Genomic DNA, 16,618 nt, shown 5'->3' with positions numbered 1-16,618 from the left:
ACCCCCGTGCCGATTCGCGGACCGACACGGAGGTTATGGTGTATTGCGCGCTCAAAAAAGGTAGACCACTCGTCACTCTTCCTGCGCGCGCAGGTGAAAAAGTTCTCGAACGAGTTCCCGGGCAAGCGGCCCACAGCGACTGGCGCGGTCCTGAAGTTTCTGGAGAGCACCTACCTCGATCTGCCGTATACGCTCTTGGGAAAGCCTACGGACAACCGCCACTTGCCGAAGCGTATGCGGCTTATGCTCTCTAAGCCCATAACGCAGCTGAACTATATCCTGCTCACGCGCATCCAGACACTCAAGCAATGATCGAAGCAGAGCGTCGGTCGAACGGACGATCTCGCGCGCTTCCGCCGATGCGACTCGCGAATCCGCCAGGAAATCAAGGGGGCTTCTTGCCCTGCCTCCCTTATCTCGCGGTATCGGCTTGTCGAGCGAGATCTGATATACACAACCGCTGACACCAAATGTGTCGAGCAACGTGTGTGCCCTCTCGACAGGTATCCCTAATGCTTCGGCGAGCTCGGAGGCGCTTGGCTGCCTTCCGTGTGTGGCTATAGACGCGTCACAAACACCAAAAAAACGACCCACCTTATCCTCGATATATTCAGGGAGACGCACGATACGCCGCCCCACAAACGATCTCATGATGCTCTGTCGCACCCACCAGGTCGCGTATGTGGAAAACCTGAGCCCGCGCTGGTACTCAAATGTTCTGCAGGCGCGCATAAGGCCGAGGTTTCCTTGCTGGATCAGATCGAGAAACGGCATGCCGCTCCTGCGGTAGTGCTTCGCGACATGGACCACGAGGCGCGTATTTGACGCGATCACGAGGTCGGCAACTGCCTTCAGACGCTCTTCGGCGCGGACCAGAGCCATATAGGACACATACACCGACCGATTTTCCGGACACTCCTCCACGCCGCGCTCGAGTGCGCTACGGAGCATTGTGTACACGACCTCCGTGAGGCAGAGCTCCTGTGCGAGCTTCTCAACAATAGATCGCAGCACCTCGCGGCGCTCAAGACGCACACGCCGCGCTTTTCTCTGCACATGCTCTCGCACGCCGCCCTGCCGCAATGCATCAAGACGAACAAAAAGCTCATCTAGTTCATCCGCGCTGGTCGAGAACGCTGCCCACAACCTCTCTGCTGACTCATCCCCTTCGCGTGCGGTGATTTCACTGATCGCGACTTCTCCCCGGGCAATCTCTTTCCGCAAACGCTCGATCACTGCCCATGTCGTCGGTGCAAGGTGAAGAATGCGAAGCACTCGCGCCCGAAGCAGCTCAAGACGCTTGAACAGTTGCTGCTCCTGCTTGCGCGTGAGCAGTGTGTACCGTCGCACGTCAGAGAGGTACCGAGCGATGTTATTGGCCGTGCCCTCACCCTTCAGCGCATCGATATTGGTTGCGAGGTTAAACTCCGATGACCCCTCGTCGCTCAAATCCTCATTCTCACCCCCATGCACTACGACATACTGCCTGTCTTCCTTATACTCTCCTCGCATAACTATCCTCCTTCAGATCTCTATGCCACAAAACCCGCAGATGAAATAGGACACTCGTATCCCATTTGGGTGTAAAGAAACAGGGCTTCCCCTACTCTACCCCTACTCTATAACGTAGAATAGCAGCCGCTCTGCTCTCGCGCTACTCTCCCTCCCCCTCCGGCCGCTCAATCGAGAGGGCAGAGAGCCCGGCCTCTGCCCCGCTGATGCGCAGGATGTCTTTATCAATCTTCCCGAACTCTTTCCCTGCGGCGTTGTAGTGATTCACTGTGGTACGCAAGGAGTTCCCGAGCCGGAGGGAGAAATCCTCGTAGCTCTTGAGGTGCCGCCCGAGCTCCCCGACGCGCTTCCTTATGAGCTCGGTATTCTGCTCGATCTCAACCTGCCGGAGGCCGTGGAGGATGACCTGCAGAAACGCGTAAAAAGAATTCGGCGAGACGATGTTGACGTGTTTACGCGCCGCGTACTGGATAAGCTCTTCGGTATTGACCTTTACCGCGCCAACCTGGTTGATGATGAGATCGTAAAAAATCGCCTCAGAGGGAATGAACATGAGCGCGAAGTCCATGGTGCCGAGTGAGGGTTCGATGTACTTGCTCGTCTCGTCAATACGATTCTTGAGGTCCTGCTTGAACTGTCGCTCGAGCCGCACTCGCTCCGCCTCGTCGCGCTCACTCGCGAGGCGGTTGTAATTTTCAAGCGAGAATTTAGAGTCTATGGGGATGATTTTCCCCTGCACGAAAATCGCCGCGTCAACGATGAGCTCGCTTCCCTCGCCGTCCGCGCCCAGCCGATGCTGCATCGCGTACACCGAGGGAGGCAGCACGTTTTTGAGCACCGTTTCAAGATAATACTCGCCGAGCACCCCGCGACGCTTCGGGTTCTGGAGAACATCCTGCAGGGACTGCAGCTGCTCCGCAAACGAAACGACCTGCGTATTGGTCTCCCGCAGACTCGTGAGCCCCTCGGTCACCTCCCGTATGATCTTCGCCGATTCACTAAACTGCGCGCGCACCGCGGTCTGTACCTCGCGGTTCGATTCCTGCATAAACCGCGACGCCTCACTGAGGCGCCCATCGAGTGTACGCGCAATCTCGCCCAGCTGATTCTGTAGCATAAGGAAGGACTGCCCCCCCTCTCGCTCGCGCTCCTCGCGCTCACGCCGACGGGTACTAAAATAAAACCATGCAGAAACGCTCGCGACGAGAAACCCCGTGATCGCAACTATAACTAGAAGGAGAGTCGTTGACATCGCGCTTTATTCTACCGCAGTCGCAGCGCTCCAGCTATACACGCGAGGCAAGACCCAGTACATTGACTATCGACTACTCTTTTGCTTTACTACAAAAAGAAACGCTCGGAGTACACAGATATTCTAAGAAAGGAAGCTATATAGTGACGGGACTGATAGTCGACTGCGCAACAATACTGACAAAATTCGTGCGACAATGGAGGCGATACCCCCAGTGCTACCGAAAGGACCGGCGACAGCAGTATACCGCCGAATCGGCTTTTTTTGACTATCCGCCCGAAACGAGCGGCGAGATAATACAACTACGTCTGTACGAAAAACAAAGTCATGGAACCCGTCGTCCGTAACGTGCGACGCGAACCCCAGTATAGACACCCCGTGCACCACTGTGCACGGGGTGTACTTCTTGTTACGAGACAGGCAAGGACATCATCCAATCACCCCTCCTCCAACGACGCGCTCTCCTTCATAGAGCACGAGCGACTGGCCGGAGGCGGCGAGGAGTGGCGTTTCAAAAAGCACTCGTGTGCGGCTCATATCTCGCTCAAATGGCTCAATTCGACACGGCATAAGCTCGCCGCGGTGTCTGATACGGGCGAGGTAGACACCGCCTGCCTCCGGCGCCTCGCCGATCCAGTTGCATATACCGAGATCAACTTCGCAACGCGCAGAGGGAACGCGAAGTACGGCCGCTCGCGACGCGACCGTAATCGTATTCGCGGCAATGTCGCGCGACACGACATAGAGCGGCTCGCTCCGGGGTGTTTCGTGTTCAACCCTAAAGCCGTGCCGCTGTCCGAGCGTATAGAGCGCCGCTCCTGCATGAACCCCGATCGCCTTACCGCTCGCGGCATCAAGCACGCTGCCTTCCTTCGCTCCCAAGTGCCGAGCGAGAAATGCCCGCACGTCAATCTTGCCGAGGAAGCAAAGCCCTTGACTATCTCGTTTGTCAGCCGTGATCAACCCCCGCTCCCGCGCCATCTCCCGTACCTCGCTCTTCAGATAATCGCCGATCGGAAACAGTGTGCGCGAGAGCGCCTCCTGCCCCAGCATCCAAAGAAAGTACGTCTGATCTTTGTTTGTATCTTTGGACATGAGGAGTCGATTCATGATTCTTGATTCATGATTCTTGATTCTTTCTAAGCGCGCATAGTGCCCCGTCGCCATGTACTCCGCCCCCATCTCCCGCGTCTTCCGCAGAAACGCACCGAACTTAATCTCTTTATTGCACATCACGTCCGGGTTCGGCGTCCGCCCTGCCGCATACTCGCGGAGCATGTAGTCCACAACGCCGCGCTTGTACTCCTCGGCGAAATCAAATGTATGGAATGGAATGTTGAGCTTCGCCGCGACGCGCATCGCGTCGCGACGGTCCTCGGCCGCGCTGCATGGCAAGCCCGGAATCTGCCACGTCATGATGAACGCTCCATGCACGTCAAACCCGCGCTCCTGAAGAAGCGCCGCCGCGAGAGAGCTGTCCACGCCCCCAGACATCGCGACGAATACTTTAGGTTTAAGATCACTGCTCATTCTTCAAAACGATAAAAATGCTCCGGCAGCACGCGGCCGTCTCGAGCGAAGGTGGCGCCGTCGCGCTCGAGGAGCTCGCGCTTACGAGTGAGGCCGCCCGGGGCGCTGTAGCCCGTGAGCGCGCCTCGCGAAGAGACGACTTTGTAGCAAGGATACTTCGCTGGCTCTTTATTCCCTGCAAGTATCCGTCCCACGGCGCGCGGCGAGGTGCCGCAGGCGCGCGCGAGCTCTTTGTAGGTCACCACTCTGCCGCGAGGGATGAGGCGGAGAAGCTGGAGGGCTTTGTGCATAGTTGTCCGAGCAGTAAGCACCATCGAACAAGCGGCAAACACAAATGTACCGTCCGTGCTTATTGCTTGGCGCTTGCTGCTTGCTGCGAAACCCCGGCTACACAAATAGCGCAACCAATCCTATGGCCCGGCCTAATCACTGCACAAACCTAACGGGGATTTCAATCGCCGCATCATAATCCGGAAGACCGGACGGGTTGGCGTTTCGAAGGATGAGCGCGCCGCGATCGCTCACGGAGGTGTCCGGCACCACAAACTCGAGCATCGCTTCAAACGGCACGAAGTCGGTGGTCATCCAATCGCTTTTCGCTTCTGCATAGTGCTCCGCGATGATCCGGCCGTCCCAGTCAACGAGCACGACCGGAAATGTTGCCTCAAAGTACCAATTGCCGCGCGCCTCACCGCGAATGGTGAGCGGACTTGTAATCACGGCTCCGGGCTCGGGCGAGGTGACGCGAATAAGGTCGTCGGAGAGGTTCGTCGCATCGGTGCTCGTGCTCACGGTGCCTCCTCGCACGCGATTAAGATAGTGAAACGACGCGAGCATCGCCTCCTCAATGGCACGCACACGTGCATTCACTGTGCCGCGGCGCACGAGTGTGTCACCCGAGAGCGGATCGCAAACGTCTACTGGCACCGTCTCCACACCCCGGCGACAGGTGAGGTCGAGATTGTCAATCACTACTTTCGCCCACAGAAATCCGGCCTCGTCCCAGCCGGCGGGCACGATACGGCCGAAGCTCGCGGCCGTTGCCCATGCGCTTCCATCCTCGAGCAGGAAATCGTTCGCCACGCGCACGCTCTCACCGAAACGAACGCCGCTCTCACGCGTATTGCTGAACACGCCTTCGGTCGGGATGCCGCGCGGGTACATAGAGACATGCGTCGCCTCGGAGAAATGAGTCAGCGGAAACGCGGCACCCACAGCGGTTGCCGGGTCGAAAATGTTGATCGCTGGCGTGAACTCATCTTCTGAAACGCGAACCTCCCAGTGCGCCGGATGCTTAATCGAAAAGCCGAATGCATCACTCTGGTATGTCTCCCAGAGACTAGTATCGAGAGCACCCGAGGCCGTCTCGCCTCCAGTCTCGGAAACGGAATCAGCCGGCGCGCTCTCGCCTCCCCCGCCTGAAAAAAACAGCACGGCAAGCGCCGCAAGCACAACTCCGCCCACGAGAAACACATACGGGAGAATCCGGCCTGTATTTAGAAATCGGGAGTTGGAAGTGGAAAATTGGAAACGACGCATAACCCGTATCATTACGAAGCTCGAAATTCAAAACAGGCCTCACGAAAACACAAGACCTAAGCTATAAAACGCACAAAGCACAAAGACACAAAACCCAAACAAAGCACAGTATTCAAAACACAAAAGCATAAACCTCCGCGTCGCGAGTTTTGATTTTGTGCGTTTGTGTTTTGTTTGGGTTTTGTAATTTGTGTTTTGGGCTTTCGGGGCGAATTTTCTCACTCCTCCCCTCTCCCCTTTATTTCGTAGATGAGCTGCTCGAGGCGGTGGAGATTGCGCTCGACCTCATCGTGCTTCTGGCGGAGTTTTCCGGCCTCGGAGACTGCCGCAAGTTCGTGGGAGAGGGCGGCAGCGGCGGCACGGTAGAGCTCAAGCTCCGCGAGTGCCCCGCTCTCATGTGCAATCGTCACCGCCCGACGCACGAGCTCGCCCGTTGCATCCGCAAGGCCGCCGAGCATCTCTTCAGGGTCAACAATGATTCCGGTAGGCAAGACAAATCGCCCCTGCGCCACAAAAGCAGCGAGCGCTTTTGCCTCTACATACTCCTCAACTGCCTCGCGATAAAAACTCTCGGCAAGGAGGCGCGGGTTCGTGCGCGCGAGTCGCGCGAGTACCTCAAGTTCTTTCTCCGCAGCTGAGATGAGCCCGCCTGCGCTCTCCGCATCGCCATGCCGCACTAGCGCAACGGCGCGCTTTGCGGCCGTGCGGGCAGTATTCGCACGACGCCGTGCGGCCTCAAGCTCCGTGGCGCGCCTCGCGCACGCGAGAGCCGCCTTCTTTGCTATAGCCCCGATCCCTGACATCATCACCACTATACGCACAATTGCCCTCTGGCGCAAAAATTTGACAAAATATAAATTAAGCGTGAGAGATCACATCGAGCAAATCAACGCCAAAATGCGGGCCGAATGAGAAACGAAGTAGGCATGTCGGCCTGTAAAGGAGTAGCGCAATTCATCGTATCACCCCGAGTGTTTTCACTCGGGGTGATTTTTATTTTGATCAGTCGCTCTGGTTGTACTAAACTTCGCCGCACGTTTTTCTGGCGCATTATGTCGAGTTGTTCAGGCTCGTTGTCCTGGCCTACTTCGCCATCACTGCAAACTGATTTTTATACTTCCCGAAGAGCGGCTTGCAGTGGTCGCAGATGACCCAGCGCGAGGGGGTACTTCTCAACCAAATGGAAAACGTAACCCCCGCTCTTTTTTTCGGCCGAGCTTCGCCTGTACCTCTCGAAGGGTTACCCCAGACGCAATAATACGTTTTTCTTTCACCTCGAGCGCCACCCATTTCTCGGCATACTTTGCCAACTTCTTTGCGAATTGTATATCCTTGTCTTTAACGGTGTGTGCCATAGAGACACTATACGCTTTTTGGTTGATTTGTACATCGTGGACCGTGCCGCCAGCCATTATCCCCCGTCATAATAAAATTGCGACCGTCAGGTTATTATGACGACGGGGAAACCTCCTCGCGCCTTCCTCGCTCCTCGCTGCTGCCCCTCACTCCTCGCGCTCGACGAGTTTCGGCAGTGTGTCGGTCTCGACGATGCGAAATGTCCGCCGTCCGATGAGCGCGCCGCGCTCGGTCTCGACGTCGCAGCGCCAATGACCTGGGAAGAGCGCACTCTTAAATGAGAAGCCGCGGTAGCCGCCGTCGCGCCCACCGGTGATCGAGAACGGCACGCGCGTCGCTTGCGCCCATTTCCCTGTCCTCGCGTCTTTGTATTCCCAACTGTGAAAGATGCGCGTCGTTATCGCTGTCGGCGCGAATACCGAGCTGAAGCAGTAGAGTGTACCGCCGGGGGCGAGATAGAGCGTCCGATCATGCCGCGGCCACGGCAGCCATGCTCTCCGTGGTGCCTCGGCGAGCACGCGGTATCCTCCACCATCCGTCTTCTCGACGCGGTGATAGACGCCGATGTCTTTGAGTGAGAGCGGAAGCGGCGGGATGACGTTTAAAAAATAGAAGGCGTTGAAGAGCGCGTAGATCGCGATAATCAAAATCGCAACACGGCGCACCAGTGCGCGAAATCGCTCCGTGAGCACGAGCGAGAGAAGCGCGAGAAAAAATGCCGCCATAGCAAGGCTCACGAGCCCCGAGAGAAGAAAAACGCCGGTGCCGACCGAGCGAAGTACGACCGGCACGGCGAAGATCGCGTAAGAGAACAGGGCTATGTACAAGATGCCGACCTGAAGCAGCAAGCGATGGTAGCGCTCGCGGAGGAATTCATTACTGACGAGAATCGCCGCAAGGAAAAAAAGAAACGGCCAGCTTGCCGGGAGCGAGCCGCTCCGCGAGTAAAATACAAAATAGCCGCTAAACAGGCCACCGAAGGCAAACTGCACGGCAATCGGATACCAGAAGGCGTAGCGGGTGAGGCAGGCGGGCTGCGATGCGCGTGAGGCGTTGATCAGAATGATCCCGACGCCAGCAAGCGCGAGGTAGATCAGGAGGCCGATATGATTCAGCCACAGATCAACGCGCGTGAGCGTCAGATTGTCCCACACAAAACCCGCGAGGAGGGCAAGCGTCGAGAAATGTGCGCTGAAGAAACGAGTCGCTCGAGAAAATCTGCGCGCAAGAGTGCCAAAAAACGATTTCATACGGCTCATATGCAGCGCAAAACGAAAAGCGCAAAACAACAGAATAAAATTTCAAGCTCCAAAAAACAAGCTCCAAACAAATTCCAATGATTCAAAGTTCAAGTTCCAAACACGAACGTTTGTGATTTGGAACTTGAGATTTGAGATTCGTTTGGAAATTGTTTTTTGGAAATTGGAAATTTTTTGCGCTTTGCACTGTTGTTTTTCGTTTTGCGTTTTCCGCTTGGCACTTCACGCCTCCCCCACCTCGAGCCTCCCGATTCCATAATTCGTCAACTCGTCATCCCACCGAGAGACAAACGGCTCTTCGAGCGTCGCGCGGTGCTCTGGATCGTGGAGAATGTCATGCCCGTACGCGCGCTCGAGGTCTCGCTCGACGAGGCGGTGTAGCAGCTCATCCCAAAACGTATCGTTGTCATACTCGTCAATAAGTTTGCCCACAACCGGATCGTCGTCCGCCTCCCAGGTGGCGTAGTAGGCGCCGGTCTCAGCGTCTTGCGCAATCGTGCCATCACCGCGACCAGCCGCCGCCGCAGCACGGACATGCCGCTCAAGCTCGTCGAAGGCGACAATCCGCTCGTTCTCGTCTCGGTGAGCATTTGCCGTCCAGTTACCAAGCGCAACGAGCTTTATCAGCGCATCGTATTGATTTTGTGTCAGTTCGAGATGCATAGCGTCCATACTAGCGCACCCGGCACCTCTCCCTCAAGGTGCCGGGTAAAAAAACGCGGCACGAGCCCATTGGTGGCCGGTGCCGCGAATCACTCCTCTAGGAACTCACGTAATACCCTGCTCTTGGCGGGGTGTCGGAGCTTTCTCAGGGCTTGCGCTTCGAGCTGCCGGATCCGCTCGCGAGTTACGCCGAACATTTGTCCGATTTCCTCAAGCGTATGCGGCTTCTCACCATTGAGGCCGAATCTCAACTGGAGAATTTTTTCCTCCCGCGGGGTTAACGTAGAAAGAACATCCTTAATTTTTTGCGCCAAATCCTCCTTAACAGCGTCGTCGACGGGAGAAGGAGCATTCTTATCCTCGAGCAGCGCGCCGAACTCGATATCGCCATCGCCTATACGTCGCTCAAGTGAGCCGACCAACGGAAGATGCAAGGCACGCCGCACCCGTCCGACGTCCAACTCCGTATCCACAGCAATCGCTTCTGCGGTTGGTAAACGAGCGTGGAGTGCCTCAAGTTTCTCGCGAGATTGCTGTACTTTTTGGACAACCTCTGCGACATGCACGGGAATACGGATTGCCCTGCCTTGGTCAACAATCGCGCGCAGGATCGCATCCCGAATCCACCAGATTGCGTAGGTGCTAAATTTGAATCCGCGACGATAATCAAACTTCTCGACAGCGCGCATAAGCCCGATGTTGCCTTCTTGGATACTATCCAAGAACGACAGTCCGAAACTGTAGGTGTACTTCCTTGCGATACTCGCCACCAGGCGCAGGTTTGCCTCAATCATCTCCTTCTTTGCTGCATCGCGCTCGGCTTCTGTCTCTGCCTCCTCTATGCGTTTCGCAAGAGCGACCTCGCCCGCGCGATCGAGGAGTGGAATAGAACAAATCGTTTGAAACCATCCAGCAACGAGTCCTACCTCATGGAAGTCAACCACGCCCTTCGCTTCGGCCACTCGAGAGTCCTGGTCCGTCAGCCACTCTGAAGCTTCCTCTTCCGCATCCTCCTCTTCGGTGGTCTCAAAAAACTGCTCGTCGAGGTCCTCCAATAGAAAACTCTCTTCAATAGAAGAAACTTCTTCTCCGTCACCTGCTTCTTCCTCTTTCACACCCTCATCATCGTGGCTAAACACAGAAGGCGCAGTCATGTATCATCTCCTCTATCCTTGAAAAATCAAGGCAAAGATCATAATCGTTCCGGGCAGAGGGTGTCTTTCGCATGAACACTTCTGCTCTTAATCTTTAACAGGGCGAGGTCGGTAGGTCAATACTACTTTCCTATGACTTCTCTCTGCTATACTTATGGACATGTACGATCTCATCATCATCGGCGGCGGTCCTGCGGGAGTAGGGGCAGGGGTGTACGCCGCTCGAAAGCAGCTTAAGACCGCACTCCTCACCGCTGCCATGCCGAACCAGCTTCCCTTCGGCGGCCAGAGCGTGGTCTCCACGGACGTGCAGAATTGGATTGGGACGCCCTCGGTAACTGGCGTCGAGCTAGCCGCGATGCTCGAGAAGCATCTGCGCACGTATGCAGGCGAGTTTATCGAGATCAAGGCCAGCGAGAGAGTAACAAAAGTTGAAAAACGGGAAAACGATTTTGCCGTGCTCACCGAGAAGAGCTCCTACGAGGCGCGCACCGTGCTCATCACGACCGGAAGCGCCCGCCGCCGCCTCACGGTGCCCGGAGCGGATCGCTTCGAGCATAAGGGCATCACCTACTGCGCCTCCTGCGATGGACCGCTCTTTGCGGGGAAAGACGTCGCCGTCGTCGGCGGCGGCAACGCCGGATTTGAGACCGCAGCGCAGCTTCTCGCCTATGCCAAAAGCGTGACACTCCTCGACTACTCGCCGCAGTTCAAGGCGGATCCGGTTACCGTCAAGGCCGTACTCAAAGACCCAAAAATGAAAGCAATCAGCAACGCCGAGCTCCTTGAAGTTAAAGGGGAGCAATTTGTGACATCGCTCATATACAAAGACCGATCGAGCGACGAGGTGCGCGAGCATCCGACGCAGGGCATCTTCGTCGAGATCGGCCTCGTGCCAACAACCAACTTTGTCGAAGGTCTCCTCGCGCTCAATCAGTACAACCAGATCGAGATTGACCCCTGGACACAACGCACGTCAGTCGAGGGTCTCTGGGCCGCAGGCGACTGCACGAATGTGCGCTACCATCAGAACAACATCGCGGTCGGCGACGCCGTCCGCGCGCTTGAAGACATCTACGTCTATCTTAGGGCCCGTTAAAAAAACGAATTGCATAGTGGTATCTGTCGTGATAGTATGCGAAAATCATATGGCAAGATCGTGTCCCATTACCCATAAATCTTCACAAGTCGGCGGCGGATATTCGAACCGCACACGCGCGACGCAGTTCAACCCGACGGGCAAACGCCGCCGACAGCCGAATCTGCAGAAGAAAAGATTTTTTGTGCCGGAGCTCGGCAGAACCGTGCGCCTCGAGCTCTCCACGCGCGCGATCAAAACCATCAATAGAAATGGTGCCTACGCAACACTGAAAAAGGCGGGGATCATTTAAAAACGATCGCGGGCAAGGAGAATCCGGGCAACCACAGCCGTGGTTGCCCGGATTTTTTACGCTTTGAATAAATTGGTGGACATTTGGTGGACATCCGATGTCCACTTTTAGATGTCCACTTTTACAAAAGGAAACGGCCCGAGCAAGGTAATAGCTCGGGCCGTGGCACGCATCAGAAGATGAAGCGGCCTCGCAAAATTACGGAAGGAGGGTAACTACTTATGGCATGAGCGAGTCATACAGCGGTCCGCCGTCTACACAGACGCTGCCCTGTCCCATGTCGTGGGGTACGCAGACCCGTGCAACACCGGAGCATTTTCCACCATTGCCATCATCAGCTTCGAAGGTCACATGGTAGACTCGTCCGTCACCCGGTACTTTGGGGGTTCCGGTGCGTTCGGCACGAACAGAAGCCATGCCACTCATGTCAATAGCGCCATCAACTTCGGTGTTGCCATCGCCAAGCGTGTTCGTCGGCTCGTCCTGCATGATACCTGTCACTATGATCACGACCGGATCGCCATCAGGATCCGTCACGCCGCTTATTGTAAGCGGCACCATTTTGTGATTCGGCGGCCAGATTACGCCTGGGTCCGCATAGGCACCGTCGCAGTCGGGAGCTTCGTTCGTTGAGAGACTTAAGTCATACAAGATAGGACTCTCGCCGGTCGTCGCGCGCGTAAAGCTCACGACCACCTTCACATACTGTCCGTTCGCGACCGACAGATCGCCGCCATTCGTCGCGGCTTCCGGAGGTCCAAAGATCAAACCGTCGCCACTACTCGCAACCGTCACCGTCAGCATGCTATCGGACGGCGTGGAAGCAGTCCAGCTCACCTTGCCCCACTCTTGCCCGACGACACCGCTATCATGAACGATCGTCCATGTGCCATTGTTCGGCGCAGCAATCAGGGTGCTGCCGGTCATGTCGGAATAATTATACGGACCTGCGCCCGCACCGAGCGCGACCGTCATGTCTACGGCACCGACAGGAACTCCGCCTCCACCGATAGGTCCCAACGAGGGATCAATCCGTGAGGCGTTATTGGAGCTAATATTAGCAGACCAAATTTTTCCAGCCGCATCCACGGCAAGACCAGTTGGGCCGACACCTCCCGGAAGAGGCACGTTCCCCACGTAGGTGCCGTCATTCAGTAAATGACCAACAGTGGTCGCACCGAATAAAGAATGTGCAACCCAGATATGGCCACTCGTGTCTGCGACACAGCCCTGCGCTTCACCATTTCCATGGGCAAATGTGCCGAGGTGTGTGCCGTCCGGCGCGTACTTGTCAATCGCATTTCCGAACAAGCGCGTATTCCAGACATTGCCAGATGGGTCAATGCAGAGCCCATAACTATCAGGCGCACCTTGGCCGGACCAATTGGTTGCAGGCGCTGGCGGACCGATGCTAAATCCCGCAGGATCCCCATTTGGCCCCACTAAAGGAAGCGCCGTATCCCAGCGCAGGAGTGGCCGCGCAGACCAGATAACACCTGCGCCGTCAATCAAACCGCCATAGCCCCCGAAGCCGACGGATGGCTGTTGACTAATGATCATGCCAGTCGCACCGTCAACGAGGTCGAAGTTCCGATCCCCGATGCCAGAGACCCACACATTGTTGCTGGTATTAACAGACACATGCCGGGAAAAGGTTGAGTTGACACGCGTGTAGTGAATAATACACTCGTCCTCGGCGGTTGAGACACCGCCAAGATTATCAACACCGCCGCCGTTTAGCCATGGCTTAATATCGCCAAGTCCCGCGGACGTATCAATAACAGCATTGCCGTTTCGATCCACACACTGCCCGTTTTCTTCAAGGCCGATGTGGACGACAGAACCCATGCCGCCACCTGCGGCTGGAATACCTGGTGAAATGGCGTTGGCTGCGACAAAGTCGCCTTCGTTGCGGTTTGTTGCCCAGACACTGCCATTGCTGTCAACGGTAGTCCGAGACGGGTTAAGCGCGCGGCCTGCAGGTGCAGTCCGATATTCGCCGAGAATTGCGCCAGTCACTGTGTTAATCTTGATCACCGTTCCACGATCGGATGCGGCGATCCAAATGAAACCAAATGGCTTAGCTACACTGTTGAGCTGAAGTTGATCAGTCACATCAGTATGGTTGACGTTCACGAGGGTGCCCTCGTCGAAGTCTGCATCGAGCGTGTACGTTGCCGGAGTACCGGTGAGATGGCCCGCGAGAGCCGATTGCAATGGCGCAACAAGCGCCATCACTACAACCAAAACAGTCGCTACATAATGTCGTAACATTCAATCGTTCCTTTTCCGTAGACTGGATTCGTCTCGGGCGGAGTGAACAATTCGCTCCGTCCCTCTCGCAAAAAATATCGTCCTGCGATACCTGCGACACTCAAATGCACCACCTCCTTTCCGTTAACAAAGAACAAACAAGACCTCCCATAAAGAGAGGTTTGATACCGATGCCTAAAACTAGGCAACTTCCATAGCTTACAGGAGGATGTACGTTTGTCAACACAAGTAATACTTGACTGCTATGATTATTTAATGTGCGATTAAAATCCTCCTTCGATTAAACGCGACGCAAAAAACCGCTCAACGGAGCGATTTTTAATCGTTGGACAATTGGACAAAAGGAAACGGCCCGAGCAAGGTATAAGCTCGGGCCGTTTGCCATGCCTCAGAGGATGAGGCGGCCTTACAAAATTACGGAAGGAGGGTTAACTACTACGGCATGAGCGAGTCATACAGCGGTCCGCCGTCTACACAGACGCTGCCCTGTCCCATGTCGTGGGGCACGCACACTAAGACAGTCCCGGCGCACTTGCCGCCCATGCCGTCTTCCGCCATGAAACCAATGTGATAGACTCGTCCATCACCTGGTACCTTTGGGGTTCCGGAGCGTTCGGCGCGAACCTTGACTGTACCGTCAGAATTAATCACGGCATCGGGCGAGGTGTCGCCGTCACCGAGACCATTTACTGGCTCGTCCTGCGTCACGCTGTTCACCATGACAACGACTGCATCGCCGTCAGGATCCGTGACACCGAGAACAGAAACGGTCACGTACTTATGATTCGGTGGCCAAAGGGTCGCCGGATCAGGATACGCGCTCTTACAATCGGGGTCTTGGTTCTCGAACTTACAGACATCCGAACATCCGTCCCCATTCAGCAGGTTTCCGTCGTCGCACTGCTCGCCTGAATCAAGGATTCCGTTCCCGCACGCAGGTACATAGACCTCAATCTTGCACTGGGCAGAACATCCATCTCCGTTGACAACGTTACCGTCGTCGCACTCCTCGGTCATCTCCAGAATCCCGTTCCCGCACAGAATCGGCGAGAGCGTCTCACCACGCGCGAGAATATAGGGGGCGCCAGTCGATCCATCAGGCGCCACATAGGTTGAAGGGATATCCTCGGAAATAGCAAGAACGAGGAAGTCCGCCGGATACGTCACAAACCCGTTGTGGGTAGAACAACCCCAGTTTGACAGGCTGGCATCAGTAATCCCAGCAAGCGCCGGGTGCACTGCCACGATGTGCGAATCTGCGGGGCATCCACCCTGACCAACGACCGTAAAACTGCCAAAAGGATCCAACACAGGCGCGGGTGTGCCAGAGGCTGCACCGGCATAATAGCAGCTCAGACTGATGTAGGCGCCTGTCTTAGTTGGCTCATCAGCCGCAAACTTAATGCTGCCTTCGGTAAGCGCATCCCCGCCTTGGCCCTGGTGAAATACCGGGTCCGTACCGTTGATAATCACGTTGCCATCTATCGCTGGCCCCCACACTGCCTTGTTTGCTTCGGCGGCGGCCACCGCGCCAACGCCCGTGCACGTCGCATCACCGAGAATGATCGCCCTAAAGGTCGCGAATTCAGCCATAGTTCTCGCGCCCCAGGCCGCGGCGCTGTCAACTACCACTGTGAACCCGTTCGCGGCAGCGAGTACTGCCTCACGCGATAGAGCCCCTCCGCTTACTGTGCTGTCCAAAATAAGGACAGACACTGCATCTGGCGCCGGGGCTGCCACCATAGACATGGGCAGACCAAGACCAATCATCAGCAATACTGCGACCAAGAACTTTAATTTCGAAACCATGAATCTTCCCTTTCATTTCCGTTTGTCATCAGTTGAAAAACTCGGGAAAAACCCTTGTATCTCTCACGAAACCCACATAGGCATCACCTCCTTTCCGTTAACAAAGAACAAACAAAACCTCCCATATAAAGAGAGGTTTAATCTCGATGCCTAAATCTAGGCAACTTCAATAGCTTACAGGAGAATGTACGATTGTCAACCAAGATACTACTTGACTAGCATGATTTTTTAACGTGCAATAAAAATCTTTCGGCTATTCGCTGCGAAGCAAAAAACCGCTCGATTGAGCGGTTTTTTGAGTGTTTTTTGTTCCCTCTTTTGTTCCGTCCACGGTTGGAAGCTAAATTTGCATCTAACTCCGCTAGCTGGTTTAGCTGACAGCCACAGCATGATTCCGAGGAATGGAAGAAAAACTTCCACCCTCGGACCGACCTGATCAGTCCTCGCCAAAATTCGCAAAGCGAATTTTGGCCATGTTTAAACATTTAAATATTTAAACATGGCGCGCTTTACGCGCCTTGGGACGGGATCTAGGAATGATTCCACCAACAGCTTCCGCTACCGGTGCCTTGTTCATGTGTTACCCTCAATTTACATTGAGGCACGGACTATATCTTCACCCAGCCGTAATGTTTCTTTAGGAAACTTTACGGCTGGGGCCAACGTTTTATAGCGTGAATTTTTCAACGCCATCCCCTGCGCCTTCTACTTCTAGAAAAGTGCAGGAAGTCTCTACGGGGCCGCAACTAGTTACCAGTTAAAAAACTAGCTCCTAGTGGGCTTCCCTCGGTATTGCCCAGCTGGCGCAACTACGAATTCTCAATGACTAATTCAAAATTGAAATTAGAAATTGTGAATTGTGTACGCTGGGGTTCACCG

14 protein-coding genes are annotated in these 16,618 nt (G+C 55.4%); 2 read left to right on the top strand and 12 right to left on the bottom strand.

Annotated elements, in window-relative coordinates; all coding sequences use genetic code 11:
• Positions 1 to 72: 72 nt before the first annotated feature.
• The 10 genes from Q8R39_03695 to Q8R39_03650 form a co-directional block, all read right to left on the bottom strand.
• Complete coding sequence (locus tag Q8R39_03695) at positions 73 to 1,512, bottom strand: RNA polymerase sigma factor RpoD/SigA (protein MDP3735502.1); 1,440 nt, start codon at positions 1,510 to 1,512, stop codon at positions 73 to 75.
• A gap of 142 nt (positions 1,513 to 1,654) precedes the next feature.
• Positions 1,655 to 2,764: a DNA recombination protein RmuC gene (locus tag Q8R39_03690; GenBank protein MDP3735501.1), complete on the bottom strand. Its 1,110-nt coding sequence runs from the start codon at positions 2,762 to 2,764 to the stop codon at positions 1,655 to 1,657.
• Positions 2,765 to 3,193: 429 nt separating this feature from the next.
• Entirely contained in the window at positions 3,194 to 4,294 is a 1,101-nt protein-coding gene (gene mnmA, locus Q8R39_03685) for a tRNA 2-thiouridine(34) synthase MnmA (protein MDP3735500.1), read from the bottom strand.
• Positions 4,291 to 4,584 carry an MGMT family protein gene (locus tag Q8R39_03680; protein ID MDP3735499.1) on the bottom strand — a complete coding sequence of 98 codons (294 nt, stop codon included), beginning with the start codon at positions 4,582 to 4,584 and terminating at the stop codon, positions 4,291 to 4,293. Before Q8R39_03680 ends, mnmA begins: the two co-directional genes overlap by 4 nt.
• Positions 4,585 to 4,720: 136 nt before the next feature.
• Positions 4,721 to 5,845: a Gmad2 immunoglobulin-like domain-containing protein gene (locus Q8R39_03675; GenBank protein ID MDP3735498.1), complete on the bottom strand. Its 1,125-nt coding sequence runs from the start codon at positions 5,843 to 5,845 to the stop codon at positions 4,721 to 4,723.
• Between the two features lie 206 nt (positions 5,846 to 6,051).
• A complete protein-coding gene (locus Q8R39_03670) occupies positions 6,052 to 6,672 on the bottom strand; it encodes a hypothetical protein (GenBank protein MDP3735497.1) in 621 nt (206 codons plus the stop codon).
• A 333-nt stretch (positions 6,673 to 7,005) separates the two neighbouring features.
• Positions 7,006 to 7,188 carry a DUF5678 domain-containing protein gene (locus Q8R39_03665; protein ID MDP3735496.1) on the bottom strand — a complete coding sequence of 61 codons (183 nt, stop codon included), beginning with the start codon at positions 7,186 to 7,188 and terminating at the stop codon, positions 7,006 to 7,008.
• Positions 7,189 to 7,335: 147 nt separating this feature from the next.
• Positions 7,336 to 8,439: a DUF2914 domain-containing protein gene (locus tag Q8R39_03660; GenBank protein ID MDP3735495.1), complete on the bottom strand. Its 1,104-nt coding sequence runs from the start codon at positions 8,437 to 8,439 to the stop codon at positions 7,336 to 7,338.
• Between the two features lie 231 nt (positions 8,440 to 8,670).
• Positions 8,671 to 9,111 (bottom strand): hypothetical protein, encoded by a 441-nt coding sequence (locus Q8R39_03655; GenBank protein MDP3735494.1) that lies wholly within the window; start codon positions 9,109 to 9,111, stop codon positions 8,671 to 8,673.
• Between the two features lie 89 nt (positions 9,112 to 9,200).
• Positions 9,201 to 10,265 (bottom strand): sigma-70 family RNA polymerase sigma factor, encoded by a 1,065-nt coding sequence (locus tag Q8R39_03650; GenBank protein ID MDP3735493.1) that lies wholly within the window; start codon positions 10,263 to 10,265, stop codon positions 9,201 to 9,203.
• A 160-nt stretch (positions 10,266 to 10,425) separates the two neighbouring features.
• On the opposite strand from Q8R39_03650, the gene Q8R39_03645 reads away from it, so the two are divergent.
• Both Q8R39_03645 and rpmB read left to right on the top strand, forming a co-directional pair.
• Positions 10,426 to 11,364 carry an FAD-dependent oxidoreductase gene (locus Q8R39_03645; protein MDP3735492.1) on the top strand — a complete coding sequence of 313 codons (939 nt, stop codon included), beginning with the start codon at positions 10,426 to 10,428 and terminating at the stop codon, positions 11,362 to 11,364.
• A gap of 49 nt (positions 11,365 to 11,413) precedes the next feature.
• Positions 11,414 to 11,656: a 50S ribosomal protein L28 gene (rpmB, locus tag Q8R39_03640; GenBank protein MDP3735491.1), complete on the top strand. Its 243-nt coding sequence runs from the start codon at positions 11,414 to 11,416 to the stop codon at positions 11,654 to 11,656.
• A 219-nt stretch (positions 11,657 to 11,875) separates the two neighbouring features.
• Here the strand turns inward: rpmB and Q8R39_03635 are convergent, their stop codons facing one another.
• Both Q8R39_03635 and Q8R39_03630 read right to left on the bottom strand, forming a co-directional pair.
• A complete protein-coding gene (locus Q8R39_03635) occupies positions 11,876 to 13,930 on the bottom strand; it encodes a hypothetical protein (GenBank protein ID MDP3735490.1) in 2,055 nt (684 codons plus the stop codon).
• Positions 13,931 to 14,365: 435 nt separating this feature from the next.
• Positions 14,366 to 15,739 carry a myxococcus cysteine-rich repeat containing protein gene (locus Q8R39_03630; protein MDP3735489.1) on the bottom strand — a complete coding sequence of 458 codons (1,374 nt, stop codon included), beginning with the start codon at positions 15,737 to 15,739 and terminating at the stop codon, positions 14,366 to 14,368.
• Positions 15,740 to 16,618 lie beyond the last annotated feature (879 nt).

This window comes from bacterium (assembly GCA_030697645.1).
Classification (GTDB): domain Bacteria; phylum Patescibacteriota; class Minisyncoccia; order Phycocordibacterales; family VMGT01; genus JAUYPI01.
This window is presented reverse-complemented; position numbering and strand designations above follow the sequence as displayed.

Bases quoted from the DNA above. Each gene is read 5' to 3' on its own strand.
- Q8R39_03695 (MDP3735502.1), bottom strand. From the start codon at position 1,512: ATGCGAGGAGAGTATAAGGAAGACAGGCAGTATGTCGTAGTGCATGGG.
- Q8R39_03690 (MDP3735501.1), bottom strand. From the start codon at position 2,764: ATGTCAACGACTCTCCTTCTAGTTATAGTTGCGATCACGGGGTTTCTC.
- mnmA (MDP3735500.1), bottom strand. From the start codon at position 4,294: ATGAGCAGTGATCTTAAACCTAAAGTATTCGTCGCGATGTCTGGGGGC.
- Q8R39_03680 (MDP3735499.1), bottom strand. From the start codon at position 4,584: ATGCACAAAGCCCTCCAGCTTCTCCGCCTCATCCCTCGCGGCAGAGTG.
- Q8R39_03675 (MDP3735498.1), bottom strand. From the start codon at position 5,845: ATGATACGGGTTATGCGTCGTTTCCAATTTTCCACTTCCAACTCCCGA.
- Q8R39_03665 (MDP3735496.1), bottom strand. From the start codon at position 7,188: ATGGCACACACCGTTAAAGACAAGGATATACAATTCGCAAAGAAGTTG.
- Q8R39_03660 (MDP3735495.1), bottom strand. From the start codon at position 8,439: ATGAAATCGTTTTTTGGCACTCTTGCGCGCAGATTTTCTCGAGCGACT.
- Q8R39_03655 (MDP3735494.1), bottom strand. From the start codon at position 9,111: ATGCATCTCGAACTGACACAAAATCAATACGATGCGCTGATAAAGCTC.
- Q8R39_03650 (MDP3735493.1), bottom strand. From the start codon at position 10,265: ATGACTGCGCCTTCTGTGTTTAGCCACGATGATGAGGGTGTGAAAGAG.
- Q8R39_03645 (MDP3735492.1), top strand. From the start codon at position 10,426: ATGTACGATCTCATCATCATCGGCGGCGGTCCTGCGGGAGTAGGGGCA.
- rpmB (MDP3735491.1), top strand. From the start codon at position 11,414: ATGGCAAGATCGTGTCCCATTACCCATAAATCTTCACAAGTCGGCGGC.
- Q8R39_03635 (MDP3735490.1), bottom strand. From the start codon at position 13,930: ATGTTACGACATTATGTAGCGACTGTTTTGGTTGTAGTGATGGCGCTT.
- Q8R39_03630 (MDP3735489.1), bottom strand. From the start codon at position 15,739: ATGGTTTCGAAATTAAAGTTCTTGGTCGCAGTATTGCTGATGATTGGT.